Source organism: Collinsella aerofaciens (genome assembly GCF_018785265.1).
Taxonomy (GTDB): Bacteria; Actinomycetota; Coriobacteriia; order Coriobacteriales; family Coriobacteriaceae; genus Collinsella; species Collinsella aerofaciens_AI.
Map to the genome: position 1 here is coordinate 1 of NZ_WQPK01000014.1, position 16509 is coordinate 16509.

The window sequence follows — 16509 nt, forward strand, 5'->3', positions numbered from 1 at the left end:
TTCCACGGCACCCTCGAGCTCGTGGAGCCCGGCGTCCCCGTGTTCCTGTTCATGGGCGAGGACGAGAACCGCAAGCTCGATGAGCGCGTCCGCGCGTTCCTGACCCGCGGCGTGACCGGCGACACCGACATCAACGTCATCGACACCGCCGAGTTCGCGATCCCCGGCCTTGACGACGAGTTCCGCGTCATCGTGTCTCCGTGGATCCTCTCCTCGCTGATCACCGATCGCCTTGCCGCTTACTACGAGACGGTCACCAAGCACAACCTCAACTACCGTCGCTACTATCACCAGTTCGACTACTAAGAGCAAATAACGTTTGTGTAATTGGGCCCCGCTCCTATATGGAACGGGGCCTCGCTTGGGTTGGAGAGTAATTATGAGCTATCCCCAGCTTGCCGTCATGAATATCAGCCATCGTTATTTTGACCTTGAGGAGTTCTTTTCTTCGGCGTCGGCTTCGGGCTACACGTGTTGCGAGCTTTGGACCGGGTCGATGCATCTGTATGTCGATTGCCATGGATACGATTCGCTCGAGCAGGTGCGGGAGCTATCACAGCGGTATGGGGTTCGGATTGTGGGGCTTTGTCCCGAACAGAACAACCCCAAGCCGTGGAATATCGCGGCGCGCGGGAATGAGGCGCGTGCCCGCACGCTCGCGTACTTTAAGAACGTTGTAGATATCGCGGCGGAACTTGGAGCCGAGCAGGTCATGGTCTCGAGCGGCTGGGCATTTTTGAACGAGCCGATCGAGGACGCGTGGGGTCGCAGCGCCTCGATGCTGCGTGCGATTGCCGAGCATGCGGGAGAGCGCGGCGTGCGACTGGTGCTCGAGGCCCTACAACCGGTTGAGTCGATGATCGTGAACTCGGCGGCCGATACGAAGCGCATGATCGAGGCAGTTGATCATCCGGCACTTAAGGCGTGTCTGGATTTGGGCGCTATGGCGGTGGCGGGGGATACCATCGACGATTATTTCGATCTGCTTGGCGATGATGTCGCCCACGTGCATTTTGTCGATGTTGCGGCAGATGGCACGACGCATCTTGCCTGGGGTGACGGCGACCGCGATATGCGCGCCGACCTGGATAGGCTGGTGGCGCGCGGCTATCGCGGAGTTGTTTCGGCCGAGACCTATGATTGGCGCTATTTCGCCAATCCCGCGGCAGCCGATGCGCAGGTTATGGCGGAGTACCGACGCGCGATTGGCGCCTAAGTGGGACAGGGCGTCGAGTTGGCGTTTGACGCTTTTTGAGAAACGGGACGTGCTTTCCGCTTGAGGCTTCTGGCGGAAAGCACGTCCCAGAACAGGCGCTCAGAATGGGACACACTTTCCGCTGAGGACCTCAACCGGAAACCGCATCCCAGTTTTTGGCTGGCGGGCGGGACGCGCTTTCCCCTATGTTTCCAAATGAATACGGTGTGAGCCGTTGCGACGGATTTTCCCCGCAAACACTCTAGTATGCTAAAGTACCCAGAAGACCGGCGGAGCTCTGCCGGTCTTCTGCTCTATATGAAACACAGCATGAGGAGGCTCACCAGATGACGGCCACACCGTGGGGATTCCGGGACATATTGCCCGAGGAGGCTCAGGCGCGCGAGGAGATCGCATGTACGGTGAAGGGCTGCTTCAGGGGGCATCATTACCTTCCGGTCGAGACACCGCTGCTCGAGGACAAGGGTTCGCTCGAGGAAGGCGGCCGCATTGCGGATACGCCGTTTAAGCTCTTTGATGACGACGGTCGCCTGCTGGTGGTCCGTCCCGACAACACGCTGCCGATCGTTCGCCTGGTTTCGACTCGCATGCGCGCGGCCGACCTGCCTCTACGTCTTCGCTACGAGGCGCCGGTGGTTCGTGAGTGCCAGCGCAATGCCGGCGGCTCGCGTCAGTTTACGCAACTGGGTTTTGAGCTTATCGGTGTGGGCGACACTGCGGGCGATGTCGAGATCGTCTCGCTCGTGGCCGAGGCCGTGCGTAAGCTGGCACTGCCCGATGCGCGCATTATCGCGGGCAGCGTGCGTCCGTTTAAGGAACTGCTCGCGGCGTGCGAGGATCGCGAACTGGCCGCCGAGGCCCTGCGCTGCGTGCACGCCAACGACTTTGTGGGCCTCGATGCCCGCGTGGCGGCAAGCACCGAGTCCGATGCCGTCAAGGCCGCCATTTGCGAGCTGCCGCGTCTGCACGGCGGTGCCGAGGTGCTCGACCGCGTGGACGCGCTGCTGGAGGCCGCCGGTATCGTCGCGCCGCTGACGCGCGAGCTGCGTGCCCTGGTCGAGGGCCTGGCACCCGAGGACGCCCAGGTGCTGTCATTCGACTTCTCCATCATGAACTCTTTCGATTACTACACGGGCCTGGTCTTTAAGGCCTATGCCGGCGGCCTGCCCGATCCGGTGGGCTCGGGCGGTCGCTACGACTCCATCTTTACCGGCGCATTTGGCGACGGTATCGAGGTGCCGGCGGCGGGCTTCGCCTTTTCGCTCGAGCGCCTGGAGGCCGCGCGCACCTCGGCCGAGGATGCCGCTTCCGATGGCGACCACGCCGTGGGCCGTGGCGCCGAGGGCCCGCTGCGCATTGCCGTGCCCAAGGGCTCGCTTAAGGCCGACACGCTCGACGTGCTTGAGATCGCGGGCCTGGACGTCTCCGAGCTGCGTGACCCCGGCCGTCACCTGATCGTGCGCGGCCGCGACACGCGTGCCGGCGAGGGCGCGGTCGGCGATATCGAGTTTGTCATCGTGCGTCCCAGCGATGCGCCTGCCTTTGTGGGCTGCGGTGGTGCCGATTGCGGCATCTGCGGTTGGGACTCGCTCATCGAGGCAGACCTCAACCTGCTGCAGCTGGTCGACCTGGGCTATGGCCTGTGCACGTTTATCGAGGCGGAGCCCGCATGGCGCGCTGGCCGGGCCGAGCGCAACTATGCCCGCCGCGGGTCGCTTCGCGTGGCCACCAAGTATCCGCGCATCGCGGGTGCATGGTATGCCGAGCGCGGCGTGAACGCCGACATCGTTTCGCTGCACGGCAACATCGAGTTGGGCCCCATCGTCGGCATGACTGATCGCATCGTGGATATTACTGCCACGGGCGCCACGCTGCGCGACAACGACCTGGTCATCACCGGTCGCATTATGGACTGTACGGCCCGCTTCTTCGTCAACCCGGGTGCTGCGCGCCTGGATCCGCGCGTGCGTAATCTGGCAGATCGCTTGGCAGCGGCCGTGAAGGACAAGCATTTTGAGCCCGTTGCGGGCTCGGCACAATAGCGCGAGCACGCACGGGCGTCCCAACGTCTGGGCTGCGGGCCGATTGGCGCCGCCGCCCGGCCTCTCGTTTTTCGAACTCAACCTCGACCGATAGGGGATTCCGATATGAAGACCATCAAGCTTGCTCCCGGTGAGCGCCTCGTTACCAACCAGCTCAACCGCAAGGGTGTGCTGCCGCAAAGCATCGTCGACGCCGCCCGCGATATCGTGGCTAACGTGCGCGCCAACGGCGATGCCGCGGTGCGCGATTACTGTCAGCGTTTTGACGGTGTCGAGCTGCAGAGCTTCCGTCTGCCGCAGGAGCAGATCGATGCCGCGCTCGAAGGTCTCGACCCGGCTTTTGTCGCCGCGCTCGAGAAGGCCGCGCGCCAGATTCGCGCGTTCCACCAGCGCGAGGTCGAGCAGAGCTGGTTTACCACGCGTGCGGACGGCACGATGCTCGGCGTTAAGGTGACCCCGCTCGCGGCGGCCGGCATCTACGTGCCGGGCGGTCGCGCGCAGTATCCCTCCACGGTGCTCATGAATGCCATTCCCGCCAAGGTTGCCGGCGTCAAGCGCGTGGTTATGGTGACTCCGCCGCAAAAGGATGGCCTGATCAGCCCCTACACGCTCGCGGCGGCAAAGCTCGGCGGCGTGGACGAGATCTATATGGTGGGCGGAGCTCAGGCTGTGGCCGCGCTAGCGTACGGCACCGAGACCATTCCGCGCGTCGACAAAATCACTGGTCCGGGCAACGCCTTTGTTGCCGCGGCCAAGCAGATTGTCTCGGGCGACGTGGGTATCGATATGGTCGCCGGTCCCTCCGAGGTCTGTGTGCTGGCCGATGCCACGGCCAAGCCCATGGTGGTCGCGGCCGACCTGATGGCCCAGGCCGAACACGATCCGCTGGCAGCCTGCTATCTGGTGACTTGTGACGAGCAGTTTGCGCGCGAGGTCGAGGCCGGCATCGACATCCTGGTGGCGCAGTCGCCGCGTGCCGAGATCACGCGTGCCTCGCTCGATAACGAGGGCACCATCGTGGTGGCCGCCGACATGGCTGCCGCCGTCGAGGCGGTGAACACCGTGGCGCCCGAGCACCTTGAGCTGCACTGCAGGGACGCGATGGGCCTGCTTGGCGGCATTCGCAACGCCGGCGCCATCTTTGTGGGCGCTTGGAGCTCCGAGCCGCTCGGCGATTACGTTGCCGGCCCCAACCACACGCTGCCGACCGGCGGTACGGCCATGTTCTCCAACCCGCTTTCGGTCGAAGAGTTCGTCAAGCGCTCGAGCGTCATTTGCTATACACCCGAGGGCCTGCTCTCCGACGCTCCCGCTACGCAGCGCCTGGCCGAGGCCGAGGGACTGTGGGCGCACGCGCTATCCGCCGCCCTGCGTCGCCGCGTGCTGGAACAGGGCGAGGATGCCGTGAGTGCCGAGTCGCTCGCCGCGGCCGACCTGACCAAGGTTGCCTGGCCGGGCGACGCCGTGGCGACGGTCGCCGAGGGTGTGGACCTGGCGGCTGCAGGCGCGGATGGCGCTGGCGCGACCGGCGAGGAGGCCTAATATGGCCGAGCTGACGCCGCGCATGAAGGAGCTCGTCCAGCCCTACCTGGCCGGCATCGAGCCCTATGATCCCAACTTTACGCCTACGCGCATCAATCTTTCGGCCAACGAGAACACCTATCCCGTGCCGGCTGGCGTGCGCAAGGCGGTCGACGCGGCCCTGGCCGCCACGCCGCTCAACCGCTATCCCGACCCCATGTCCAACGACCTGCGCGATGAGCTTGCTGCCTGGCATGGCGTGGCGCGTGAGAATATTTGCGTGGGAAACGGCGGCGACGAGCTGCTCTATAACTACCTGCTGGCGTTTGGCGGCGCGGGGCGGACCCTGCTCAACTGCCCGCCGTGCTTTAGCGAGTATGCGTTCTTTGCGTCGCTCTGCCAGACCGAGGTGCGCGACGTGTGGCGAGACCCCGCGACCTTTGAGCTCGACCAGGCAGCCGTGCTTGCGGCGGCGCCCGAGTGCAACCTGGCGATCGTGACCTCGCCCAATAACCCCACGGGCGACGTGGCGCCGCTCAACTTTGTCGCGGCCCTGTGCGATGCGTGCCCCGGCATGGTGATGGTCGACGAGGCCTACGTTGAGTTTGCTGACGATTCGTTTGGCGCGGCCACCACGGCGCAGGGGCTTATCGCCGAGCATCCCAACCTGGTGATTCTGCATACGCTGTCCAAGGCGTTTGGCGCTGCCGGAACGCGGCTGGGCTACGTGATCGCGGCACCCGAGGTTATCGACGTGTTCGCGGCGATTCGCCAGATCTACTCGGTCAATGTGCTGAGCCAAGCCGCGGCACTTGCCTGTGTGCGTGCCCGCGACGCATACGCGCCCGTGGTGGCACAGGTCACATCCGAGCGCGAGCGCGAGCTGTGCGCCCTGCGCGCAATGGCTGCCGAGGGCCTGCCAGTGGAGGCATGGCCGAGTGCGGCGAACTTTGTACTCGTACGTACGCCGCATGCCACGCGCGTGCGCGAGCGCCTGCGCGACGAGTACTCGATTTTGGTGCGCGACTTTAGCTACGCACTGGGGCTCGCGGACTGCCTGCGCATTACCGTGGGCACCCCGCAAGAAAACGATGAGGTGCTGGCTGCGTTTGCCACGCTGGTGAAGGAGGAGATGTAGATGGGCCGTTATGCCGAGGTGACCCGTAAGACGGGGGAGACCGACATTGTCGTCAAGCTCGACCTGGACGGGAGCGGCGTGTGCGATATCTCGACCGGCGTGCCGTTTTTCGACCATATGCTCAACGCCTTTGGTCGCCATGGCCTGTTCGATTTGACAGTACATGCGGTAGGCGACGTGGAAGTCGACGCGCACCATACCGTTGAGGACACGGGTATTGTACTGGGCGAGGCGTTTTGCCAGGCGCTGGGCGATAAAGCGGGTATTACGCGCTTTGCCGACGCGGCGATCGCCATGGACGAGACGCTCGTGATGGCCGCCGTGGACATTTCGGGCCGCGGGCAGGCCTATTGCGAGCTGCCCGTGCCGACCGAGCGCGTGGGCGGCTTCGATACCGAGCTGGCCGTTGAGTTCTTCTATGCCTTTGCGCGCGACGCCAAGCTCACGCTGCACGTGCGCGAGCTGGCGGGCAGCAACTCGCATCACATTATCGAGGCCGCCTTTAAGGCCGTGGGCCGCACGATGCGCCACGCCTGCGAGCTCGATCCCCGCGTGCAGGGCATCCCCAGCACCAAGGGATCGCTGTAACCGTCACAAGGGTAAAACCACCACAAAGGGGACAGGCACCTTTGTGGTGGTTTTGGATGATGAGAAGTGGAGGGGTCGCGTGGGCGAACCGAAGATCGTGGTGGTTGACTACCACAAGGGCAACTTGTCGAGCGTTGCGCGCGGGCTTGCGCGCGCCGGTGCCGCCGCCTGTACGTCGGACGACCCGGAGCAGATCCGCCGCGCCGACGGCCTGGTCATCCCGGGCGTGGGCGCGTTCTATGACGCGATCGCCTTTATGCGCCAGAGCGGCGAGGCGGACGCGGTGCTCGATGCCGTCGCCGCCGGAACTCCGCTGCTCGGCATCTGCCTGGGCCTTCAGCTATTTTTTGAGCGTGGCAACGAGGGCGTGCCTGCGGACGAGGGCGCGGTTGCCGATGGCAACACCCCCGAGCAGGCTGGCGGTCCCTGGGTCGATGGCCTGGGTATTATGCGTGGCTCGTGCACGCGCTTGGAATCGAGTCGCCTGAAGGTGCCGCACGTGGGCTGGGACCAGGTACACATGACGCCCGCCGGTGCGGCCGATCCGCTGCTTGCCGGTTTTGCCGAGGGTGCCAACATGTATTTCACCCACAGCTACGCGGTGGCCGACGACGCCGATGCCGCCGATGTGCTGGCGCGCACGCACTATACGCGGAGCTTCCCGTGCATCGTGCGCCACGGCAACGTGTGGGGTTGTCAGTTCCATCCCGAGAAGTCCTCGGCGCTGGGGCAGCGCATCCTTAAGAACTTCGTCAACATCGTCGAGGAGGTTGGCCGATGATCCTGTTTCCCGCAATCGATCTGATCGGCGGCAAGGTCGTGCGCCTGGAGCGCGGCGACCGCAGCCGCTGCAAGGTATATTCCGACGACCCCGTGGCAGTCGCCCGCTCGTTTGCCGAGCAGGGTGCGAGCTGGGTGCACGTCGTCGACCTATCCGCTGCCTTTGGCGAGGACGAGGACACATGCGCTGCCAACTCGGCGGCGATTAAGGCCATCTGCGGCGTCGACGGTCTGTCCGTGGACGTGGGCGGCGGCGTCCGCTCGCTCGCACGCATCGACGAGCTGGCCGGCTACGGCGCACGCCGCATTGCGCTGGGCACCGTGCTGGTGACCGAGCCGGGTTTTGCCGAGGTGGCAGCCCAAGGCTTTGGCGAGCTGCTGGTGGCAGACATCGCCGCGCGCGACGGTCAGGTCAAGGTGAACGGCTGGCGTGACGGCGCGGGCGTGGTGCTCGACGATGCCGTGGCGCAGCTTACCGAGCTGGGCTTTAAGCATCTGGTGTATACCGACATCGCGCGCGATGGCATGCAGACGGGCATCGATGTGGCAGCGTATCGTCATGTGGCCGAGGTCGCGGGCTTTCCCGTCGTGGCTTCGGGCGGCATCTCGACGCTCGACGACATCCGCGCGCTGGCCGCGGTGGGTGAGGGCGCGATTGAAGGCGCCATTACCGGTCGTGCGCTCTATGAGGGCAACTTTACGCTGGCCCAGGCGCTGGCCGCCGCCCGAGGGGAGGAGTAGCCCATGCTTACCAAACGCGTGATTCCCTGCTTGGACGTCAAGGACGGCCGCGTGGTCAAGGGCGTCAACTTTGTGAGCCTGCGCGATGCGGGCGACCCGGTGGAGCTAGCCCGCGCCTACGACCGCGAGGGTGCGGACGAGGTTGTCTTCCTGGACATTACCGCCACGAGCGACAACCGCGCGACGACCATCGAGATGGCGGCGCATGCGGCCGAGGAGCTCGCTATTCCCTATACCGTGGGCGGTGGCTTTCGCGACCTGGCGGGCATGCGCACCATGGTGGCTGCCGGTGCCGACAAGGTATCGCTCAACTCGGCGGCCGTGCGCGACCCGTCGCTGGTCAGCCAGGCTGCCGCGGCGTTTGGCAGTCAGGCCGTGGTCGTGGCGATCGATGCCAAGCGCGTGGGGCTGCCCGGGGAGCCGGGCGCCGATAAGTGGGAGGTCTTTACCGCGGGAGGCCGCAACGCCACGGGTATCGACGCGGTGGCGTGGGCCGAGGAAGCGGCTCGTCGCGGCGCCGGCGAGATCTTGCTGACCAGCATGGATCGCGACGGCACCAAGGCCGGCTTTGACCTGGCACTCACCCGTGCCGTGGCGCGCGCGGTGCCGATTCCCGTTATTGCGAGCGGCGGCGTGGGCACGCTCGAGCATTTTGCCGAGGGTGTGATTGAGGGCGAGGCCGATGCCGTGCTGGCGGCGAGCGTCTTTCACTTTGGGACGTTCAGCATTCGCCAGGTGAAGGAGTATATGGCATCGCAGGGTATTCCCGTGAGATTGGACTTCTAATGCTGCGGCTTGTCCAGGTACCGCATCTTGCCGCTCAAACCGTCGCTCGCGTACCAAAGTACGCGTCGCTCCTCTTTCGCGGCAACCTGCGGCACCTGGACAACCCTCGCCGACCTGTGGGGTTTCGTTTATGACTTGGGAGAAATGATGACTGAGGTAATAGAAGCGTCTGATCTTAAATACGACGCCCGCGGGTTGATTCCTTGTGTGGTTCAGCAGTATGACACCGGCGAGGTGCTTATGGTTGCCTGGATGAATGAGGAATCGGTGGGGCTGACGCTCAAGACCGGTACCACGTGGTTTTGGAGCCGTAGCCGTCAGGAGCTCTGGAACAAGGGCGCGACGAGCGGCAATATGCAGGAGGTCAAGGAGCTCTGGGCCGACTGCGATAGCGATACGCTGCTGGTCAAGGTCGACTCGCCGGGTCCGGCCTGCCATACCGGCAACCGTACCTGCTTCTTTAAGAAACTCGCGTAGGGCGGGCGCTCGATTAGACGCTCGGCCACCAGAAAGGATTGAACTATGGGTGTGCGCACCGCAAACGTTCAGGATGGAAATATCGGAGAGACGCTGACAAGTCTGGCCGAGGTGATTCACGGTCGTCGTGATGCATCGCCGCAGGAGAGCTATACCGCGCGTCTGCTGACCGACGTCGAGGACGAGCTGCTCAAGAAGCTTGCCGAGGAGGCGAGCGAGGTGATCATGGCCTGCAAGGATAACGATCACGATCACATCCGCTACGAGGCCGGCGACCTGATCTACCACCTGCTCGTGACGCTCGAGCGCTACGGCATCACCCTCGACGAACTGGCCGGCGAACTCAACGCCCGCCGTCACTAGTCTTAGGCGAGGGGCGTGGACTCCCATTCGCCGGTAGGGTGGGGGATGTCGAAGGTTCGATAGCCGCAGTCGTAGGCGTGGGCTTGCGCTTCGCGGATATTCCAGCAGATGTCGCAGGCGCGGTGCGCGTCCGAGCCAAAGGCGATGGGTACCTCGGCGTGGGCGAAGCAACGCAACAGTCCCGTCGAGGGGTAATAGTCGTCGAGGCCCTTGCGCGGCGCGGCGGTCGAGACTTCGACACGGCGACCCGTATCGTGGGCGCATTCGGCCATCTGCTCCCAAAACGGCGCCGCGTCAAAATCGGGCGCAAAGCCTTCCTTCGAAAAGCGCATGACCAGATCGGGGTGGGCCATTACATCAAAGTTAAGCGGGCTCTCGCAGGCGCGGCACCAGTCATCGACATAGCGCTCCCACACGCCGTGTACCCCCAGGTTTTCCCAAACATGCAGGTTAGTGTCGTCGTCGATCCAGCCGCAGCGCGAATCGGATGTATCGGGGCGAGCGACGTCCTCCGTTCCCGCCGTGCCCGCGGCGCCGGCCATGATATCGCCCGGATCGCCAATCCAGTGCACACTGCCCAAGCGCACTATGGCACCCGCGGACCAGCGTTCAACCAAAGGCTCGCAACCTTCGTACCAGTCGCATTCAAAGCCATAGATAAGCTCGAGCTCCGGCGCGATCTGCGCGGCGAGCTTGCGGGCGTCCTCAAATGCTAGGCGATGCGCCGTCAGGTCGCCCTCGACAACTTGCACTTCGCAGTTGGCGTCCATGCTGGCGGGCAGGGTGAGGTGGTCGGTCGAGACCATAATGCGGCAGCCGGTGGCCGCGGCGGCGCGGATGTTCTCCTCAAACGTGGCATGGCCGTCCGAAAACGAAGTGTGGGTGTGGCAATCGATCAGCGGGCAGGCAGACATGGCGGCTCCTTAGCGTCAAGCGAATCCGCTTCATTGTAATGGCGCAGCTCTCAACACGCCGGGCACGCGGGGGGTCGAAATCGATTGGAAAGGCTGCGCGGCGCGCGGTGCGGCCTCGCTTGTGCTCTCAAAACATGTACATCAGCCTCCAAAAGCTGCAAAAAATGACATGTTTGGAGGCTGACGTACACGTTTGGCTGAGGCGGTGGAGTGTCGGTTTCTTGCGGACAAGGAAAATCGCGCTCATCGCGCGCCGCCACACTTGCGCCGCCCGCGATGTGCTAGCGTTTGGATGAACAAAACGAGCCCGCGCGGAAAGGATCCGGACCGTATGCAATGCGATAGCAAATCTCCGCTGTCCCGCGAGACCGATGCACCCGAAACCATCGTCAAGCTGGAGTGCGACATCGACGATGCGTCGCCCGAGGTGCTCGCCTATGCCGCCGACCGCTTGCGCGAGGCGGGCGCCCGCGAAGTGCACTGGCTGCCTCTCTACTGCAAAAAAGGTCGTCCCGGCTGGCGGCTGCAGGTAATCTGCGCCCGCGAGGACATTGACCGTCTGCAGATGATCATCTTTTTGGAAACCACGACCAACGGCATCCGCCGCCAGGTTATGGAGCGCGTCTGTCTGCCGCGTCGTTTTGAGCAGGTGGCGACGCCTTGGGGCGAGGTGGCCGTTAAAGTAGCCATCCTGCCCGACGGCAGTGAGCGTGCGGCGCCCGAGTACGAGGACTGCTCCCGCCTCGCTCGCGAGCACAACGTGCCGCTCCAACGCGTGATGCAGGCGGCCCAGAGCGCGGCACTGCGATTTGAATAGCGCGGCCGGCGACTTCCCGCGCCCAGTCATATCAACCCCACCCGAAAGGACTCCCCATGAAATACCTCATCGCTTCCGACATTCACGGCTCGGCATATTGGACCGAACGCCTGGTCGCCGCCATCGAGTCCGAGCAGCCCGACCGCATCGTGCTGCTGGGCGACCTGCTCTACCACGGTCCGCGCAACGACCTGCCGCGCGATTACGCCCCCAAGCGCGTGATCCCGCTGCTCAACGCCCTGGCCGACCGCATCATCGCGGTGCGCGGCAACTGTGACGCCGAGGTCGACCAGATGGTCCTCGACTTTCCCGTCATGGCCGACTACGCCACGCTGTTCGACGAGACCGGCCGCGAGCTGTTCCTGACGCACGGCCATGTCTTTGGCGCCGGCATGCACAACAGCGTCGACCACGCGCCCGCGCTGCCCGAGGGCTCCGCGCTCGTCTACGGTCACACGCACACCAAGGTTAACGAGGCAAGCGAGGCGCACCCGGGCCTGTGGCTCTTCAACCCCGGCAGCGTGAGCATTCCCAAGGACGGCACGCACAGCTACGGCATCTACGAGGGCGGCGCGTTCCGTCACGTGATCCTGGAGGAGGAGTAACCATGGCGCAGCACATGGATCAGCAAAATGCCGAGGGTTCGCGCGACCTGTCCACGCTGGTCGACGCGTCGGCCGAGCTGCAGCATCTGGTGCAGACCATCTGGCGCCTGCGTCAGCCCGATGGCTGCCCGTGGGACCGTGAGCAGACGCACCACAGCATCGGCAAGAACATGATCGAGGAGGCCTACGAGGCACTCGACTGCATCGAGGCGGACGACGCGGTTCACCTACGCGAGGAGCTGGGCGACGTGCTCATGCAGGTCGTGCTGCATGCGCAGATTGCGGCGGACGCCGGCGAGTTTACGCTGGCCGACGTGGCGCGCGATATCGACGCCAAGCTCATCCGACGCCATCCGCACGTGTTTGGCGATGTGGATGCCGAGAGCTCCGACGAAGTGCTCAAGATTTGGGATGAGGTCAAGCTTGCCGAGAGGGCTGCCAAGGACAAGGCCGTGGCGGCGGGCGAGGCCGCGCCCGAGGGTCTGCTCGACGGCGTGCCCACGCATCTGCCGGCGCTGATGCAGGCTCAGAAGGTGTCGCGCAAGGCGGCTGCCGTGGGCTTTGAGTGGGAGACGGTCCAGGATGTGTGGGACGAGGTCGCCGAGGAGCGTGCCGAGTTTGAGGCCGAGGCCCCTGGCTCGCCCGAGCACGAAATGGAGTTTGGCGATCTGCTCTTTGCCCTGGTCAACGTCGCGCGCAAGGAGGGTATCGACGCCGAGAGCGCCCTGCGCGCGAGCACGGCCAAGTTTCGCCGTCGCTGGGCTGCGATGGAGCAGATGGCGGCCGATGCCCACGTGGATCTTGCCGAGCTTTCGACCCACGGCCTCAACGACCTGTGGGATGCCGCAAAGGCGGAGGAGTAAGACTGCGGGAACGACGGGCTGACACGCCTCATCGTTCTCGCTAAATTTTTCGAAAATCAAGTGTATCCCTCGGCTAACTTAGGGCATAATGCAAAAAGTGCGACATGGCTAACTTACGGAGGCGCACCGACGGTGCGCGGTCAGCCGGTCGCTTGCATCCACTACGTTTCCAAGTGAGAGGGAGACAACATGAGTGACATTTTGGACGTCTATGGTCGTGAGGTGCTCGACAGCCGCGGCAACCCCACCGTCGAGGTCGAGGTCGTGCTCGAGGACGGTAGCTTCGGCCGCGCGATGGTGCCTTCGGGCGCTTCGACCGGCGCCTTTGAGGCATGTGAGCTGCGCGACGGCGACAAGGGTCGCTATCTGGGCAAGGGTGTTTCGCAGGCCGTCGAGCATGTCAACAACGAGTGCGCTAACGCCGTCGTGGGCCTCGATGCCTTCGACCAGCGCGCCATCGATGCCGCGCTGATTGCCGCGGACGGTACCCCTAACAAGACCAAGCTCGGTGCCAACGCCATCCTGGGCGTGTCGCTGGCCACCGCCCGCGCCGCTGCCGAGTCGGCGGGCCTGTCGCTGTACCAGTACCTGGGCGGCGTCAACGCTCATCTGCTGCCCACGCCCATGATGAACATCCTCAACGGCGGCGTGCATGCCGACAATAACGTCGACTTCCAGGAGTTCATGATCATGCCGGTGGGCGCCCCGAGCTTTGCCGAGGGCTTGCGCTGGTGCGCCGAGGTCTACCACACCCTCAAGGGCGTGCTGCACGAGGCCGGCCTTGGCGGCGGCGTGGGCGACGAGGGTGGCTTCGCGCCCAACCTCAAGACCAATGCCGAGCCGTTCGAGTACATTACCAAGGCCGTCGAGAAGGCTGGCTTTAAGCCCGGCGTCGACTTCATGTACGCCATGGATCCGGCGTCCACCGAGTTCTACAACGCCGAGACCGGCATGTACGAGCTCAAGGGCGAGGGTGTGGAGTACACGAGCGCCCAGATGGTCGACTACTGGGAGAAGCTCGTCGACACCTATCCCATCATCTCCATCGAGGACGGCATGGCCGAGGAGGACTGGGACGGCTGGGTCGAGCTCACCCGCCGCATTGGCAATAAGGTGCAGCTCGTAGGCGACGATCTGTTCGTCACCAACACCGAGCGCCTCAAGAAGGGCATCGAGCTGGGCGCCGCCAACGCGATCCTGGTCAAGGTCAACCAGATCGGCACGCTCACCGAGTCGCTCGAGGCCATCGAAACCGCCAAGGAGGCCGGCTACGCTTGCATCGTGAGCCACCGCTCCGGCGAGACCGAGGACTCCACGATCGCCGACCTGGTCGTGGGCGTCAACGCCGGTCAGATCAAGTCGGGCGCCCCGTGCCGCAGCGACCGTATCGCCAAGTACAACCAGCTCATCCGTATCGAGGACGAGCTCGAGGGCAGCGCGCGCTACGCCGGCAAGGCCGCGTTCTACAACATTCGCTAGGCAGCGGCGTGTGCGGCGGCGGGGCTGACTCGGATTCGCCTCGCTTCCGCCGGGCGCTGTTGAGCACCATTGGGCGCTGGGCCATATGGCTCAGCGCCTTTTTTATGTCGAGCAAAGGCTGGCGAAGGCGGCGCGGGCGCTCGTGCTATAACTAGAATACTTAGCGCAAACAAACCTCAACCGCACAAGGCGCACATGGATCAGATTTACGACAACAGGTACTATTCCGCCGGTTCGCGTGAGCCGTCGCCTCGCCGTGCGCGCACAGTGCAGCTCGGTGGGTCCGCCTACGCCGGCGCCGACCGCTCCACGCAGCGCCCGACAAGTACCTCGCGCCCCAATGCTCATGTGAATACTTCGTCAGATGGACCGGTGCGCCCGGCACGTTCGTCGCATGCTCAGCGCTCGTCGGCTCAAACGCACGATAGGTCGAGCAGACCCTCGAACCGTTTTTCGGGCTCGGACTTTATGCACTACGCCAACGACAACGCGGTGGTCAAGGCGATCTACGACTTTACCCACGGTCCTCAGCGAGGGCTATTCATCGGCATCGTCGTTGCCCTGGTGCTCGTGAGCCTGTATTTCCCCGTGCGCGACCTGTACGTGGCAAAGCGTTCGAGCGATATCTTGGCCAAGCAGGTCGAGATTCGCCAGCAATACAATGATGGGCTGCAAAAAAGTGTCGACAAGCTGCTCTCGGAGGAGGGTATCAAGGATGCGGCATCCGAGGACCTGGGCTTGGTGATGCCCGGCGAGAAGAGGATTGAAGTGCAGGGCCTGGACGGCGATTCGGATGCCTCGTCGAGCCAGAAGTCGTCGAACGCCAAGAAGGCCAGCGAAGTTGCCAAGGAAATCGAAGAAGTCGGTAAGGACGCGCCGTGGTACATCCAAGCGCTCGACATGCTGTTTGGGTTTAACGGCGTCGAGGGCCAGACGGTCGTGTCCAACGGCAAATAGCGCCCGGAGGGGAGCCCGCAATGACAAATTGCAAACGCTATAAGGTGGCCGCGATCGACCTGGGAACGGTGTCGTCGCGACTGGTGTTGGCGCAGGTCGAGGCCGGGGCGATTGTGGAATCGTCCAAGCATACCGAGATTACCGACCTGGGCGAGGGCGTGGACGCGACGGGTCGCTTTTGCGAGGCGGCTGTCGAGCGTGTACTCGCTGCGTGCCGCATGTTTGTGGACGAGGCACGTGCCTTTGGCGCCGCGTGCATCTGCACCACGTGCACGAGCGCCGCGCGCGATGCGTCCAACGCCGCCCTGCTGCTGGACGGCCTGCACGAGCTGGGGCTTGAGCCGCAGGTGATTCCGGGCGAGGTCGAGGCGCGCCTGACGTTTTTTGGCGTGGCGCACGACTTTGCCGGCGAGCGCATCATTGTTGCCGATTCGGGCGGCGGCTCCACGGAGCTCGCTACGGGCGTATACGCGCCGGAGCGCGGGGTCTTCGCGCTGGAGGGAACGCGTTCGCTGGACATTGGTTGCCGTCGTGTGACGGAGCGGTTTTTCTCTGCACTGCCGCCGTCGGCGAACGAGCTTGCGGCTGCCGCCGCGTGGGCAGGCGAGCAGTTCTCCGCCTATTTTGAGGGCCTGCCCAGCGACTTTGAGCGTGCCGAGCGCCTCGTTGCGGTGGGCGGTACCGTCACCACGCTCGTGGCGCTGGTCCACGAACTGGAGCCGTACGACTCGAACTTTGTGCACCTGCGCGAGCTTACGATGGAGCAGATCTCGGCCGCCATCGATCGTATGTCTACGCTGGATGTGGAGGGTATCGCCGCGCTACCGGGCGTGCAGTCCAAGCGTGCAGGCGTGATTCTCGCTGGCGCCGTGGTGATTCGCGAGCTCATGCGAGCCGGCGGCTACGACACGCTCACCGTAAGTGAGAACAGCCTCCTCGCCGGTATGGCCGCCACCATCAACGAGACTCTCGACGGTGCGACTCCCACCATCGCCTGGACTCCCAGCCTCAGCACCCTCCAATAAGTTGCGGTGAAATACGGACTAAAATCGCCCTTTCGGGCACCAAACAGTCCCTATTCCACCGCAACTCAACAGCCGGCACCTGGGGACGTTCCTTTTCTGCCGGCACTTGGGGGACAGTCCTTGGGTTGATATGAGCAGTCACAAAAGCCCCGTCCCAAATTAACTGTTCTGCGGTTGACGGCATCCAAAAGAAACGA

General features: G+C 64.2%; 17 protein-coding genes and 1 pseudogene. 17 read left to right on the forward strand and 1 reads right to left on the reverse strand.

The window, feature by feature from the left end:
- The 11 genes and pseudogenes from GPK42_RS02200 to hisE all read left to right on the forward strand — a co-directional run.
- Positions 1-306, forward strand: a pseudogene (locus GPK42_RS02200) (SIS domain-containing protein); the annotation flags it as partial.
- Positions 307-379: 73 nt separating this feature from the next.
- Entirely contained in the window at positions 380-1216 is an 837-nt protein-coding gene (locus GPK42_RS02205) for a sugar phosphate isomerase/epimerase family protein (protein ID WP_215693234.1), read from the forward strand.
- 326 nt (positions 1217-1542) lie between these two features.
- The gene (gene hisG / locus GPK42_RS02210) at positions 1543-3258 is read left to right on the forward strand and encodes an ATP phosphoribosyltransferase (protein WP_215693235.1); all 1716 of its coding nucleotides are present in this window, start codon (positions 1543-1545) and stop codon (positions 3256-3258) included.
- Positions 3259-3363: 105 nt separating this feature from the next.
- A complete protein-coding gene (gene hisD / locus GPK42_RS02215; protein ID WP_215693236.1) occupies positions 3364-4800 on the forward strand; it encodes a histidinol dehydrogenase in 1437 nt (478 codons plus the stop codon).
- Position 4801: 1 nt separating this feature from the next.
- Positions 4802-5917: a histidinol-phosphate transaminase gene (gene hisC / locus GPK42_RS02220; RefSeq protein ID WP_035137727.1), complete on the forward strand. Its 1116-nt coding sequence runs from the start codon at positions 4802-4804 to the stop codon at positions 5915-5917.
- On the forward strand, positions 5918-6505 hold the full coding sequence (hisB, locus tag GPK42_RS02225; protein ID WP_215693237.1) for an imidazoleglycerol-phosphate dehydratase HisB: 588 nt from the start codon (positions 5918-5920) through the stop codon (positions 6503-6505).
- A 79-nt stretch (positions 6506-6584) separates the two neighbouring features.
- On the forward strand, positions 6585-7286 hold the full coding sequence (locus GPK42_RS02230; protein ID WP_215693238.1) for an imidazole glycerol phosphate synthase subunit HisH: 702 nt from the start codon (positions 6585-6587) through the stop codon (positions 7284-7286).
- Positions 7283-8026: a 1-(5-phosphoribosyl)-5-[(5-phosphoribosylamino)methylideneamino]imidazole-4-carboxamide isomerase gene (locus tag GPK42_RS02235; RefSeq protein WP_161115907.1), complete on the forward strand. Its 744-nt coding sequence runs from the start codon at positions 7283-7285 to the stop codon at positions 8024-8026. The genes GPK42_RS02230 and GPK42_RS02235 overlap by 4 nt, the downstream gene beginning before the upstream one ends.
- Before the next feature lie 3 nt (positions 8027-8029).
- On the forward strand, positions 8030-8812 hold the full coding sequence (gene hisF / locus GPK42_RS02240) for an imidazole glycerol phosphate synthase subunit HisF (protein WP_117820939.1): 783 nt from the start codon (positions 8030-8032) through the stop codon (positions 8810-8812).
- 147 nt (positions 8813-8959) lie between these two features.
- Positions 8960-9289, forward strand: coding sequence for a phosphoribosyl-AMP cyclohydrolase (gene hisI / locus GPK42_RS02245; protein WP_232219762.1), 330 nt, complete (start codon positions 8960-8962; stop codon positions 9287-9289).
- A 45-nt stretch (positions 9290-9334) separates the two neighbouring features.
- Positions 9335-9652 carry a phosphoribosyl-ATP diphosphatase gene (gene hisE, locus GPK42_RS02250; RefSeq protein WP_195363443.1) on the forward strand — a complete coding sequence of 106 codons (318 nt, stop codon included), beginning with the start codon at positions 9335-9337 and terminating at the stop codon, positions 9650-9652.
- A 2-nt stretch (positions 9653-9654) separates the two neighbouring features.
- Here the strand turns inward: hisE and GPK42_RS02255 are convergent, their stop codons facing one another.
- A complete protein-coding gene (locus GPK42_RS02255) occupies positions 9655-10566 on the reverse strand; it encodes a PHP domain-containing protein (RefSeq protein ID WP_215693239.1) in 912 nt (303 codons plus the stop codon).
- Positions 10567-10897: 331 nt separating this feature from the next.
- On the opposite strand from GPK42_RS02255, the gene larC2 reads away from it, so the two are divergent.
- The 6 genes from larC2 (at position 10898) to GPK42_RS02285 (ending at position 16312) form a co-directional block, all read left to right on the forward strand.
- On the forward strand, positions 10898-11383 hold the full coding sequence (gene larC2 / locus GPK42_RS02260) for a nickel pincer cofactor biosynthesis protein LarC2 (RefSeq protein WP_252200041.1): 486 nt from the start codon (positions 10898-10900) through the stop codon (positions 11381-11383).
- Positions 11384-11439: 56 nt separating this feature from the next.
- Positions 11440-11988: a phosphodiesterase gene (gene yfcE / locus GPK42_RS02265; RefSeq protein WP_215693241.1), complete on the forward strand. Its 549-nt coding sequence runs from the start codon at positions 11440-11442 to the stop codon at positions 11986-11988.
- Between the two features lie 2 nt (positions 11989-11990).
- A complete protein-coding gene (gene mazG, locus GPK42_RS02270) occupies positions 11991-12851 on the forward strand; it encodes a nucleoside triphosphate pyrophosphohydrolase (protein WP_215693242.1) in 861 nt (286 codons plus the stop codon).
- A 189-nt stretch (positions 12852-13040) separates the two neighbouring features.
- Positions 13041-14330, forward strand: a complete 1290-nt coding sequence (gene eno, locus GPK42_RS02275) for a phosphopyruvate hydratase (protein ID WP_215693243.1) — start codon at positions 13041-13043, stop codon at positions 14328-14330.
- A gap of 195 nt (positions 14331-14525) precedes the next feature.
- A complete protein-coding gene (locus GPK42_RS10015) occupies positions 14526-15287 on the forward strand; it encodes a hypothetical protein (protein WP_252200043.1) in 762 nt (253 codons plus the stop codon).
- 20 nt (positions 15288-15307) lie between these two features.
- Positions 15308-16312, forward strand: a complete 1005-nt coding sequence (locus tag GPK42_RS02285; RefSeq protein WP_215693244.1) for a Ppx/GppA phosphatase family protein — start codon at positions 15308-15310, stop codon at positions 16310-16312.
- Positions 16313-16509: the final 197 nt, after the last annotated feature.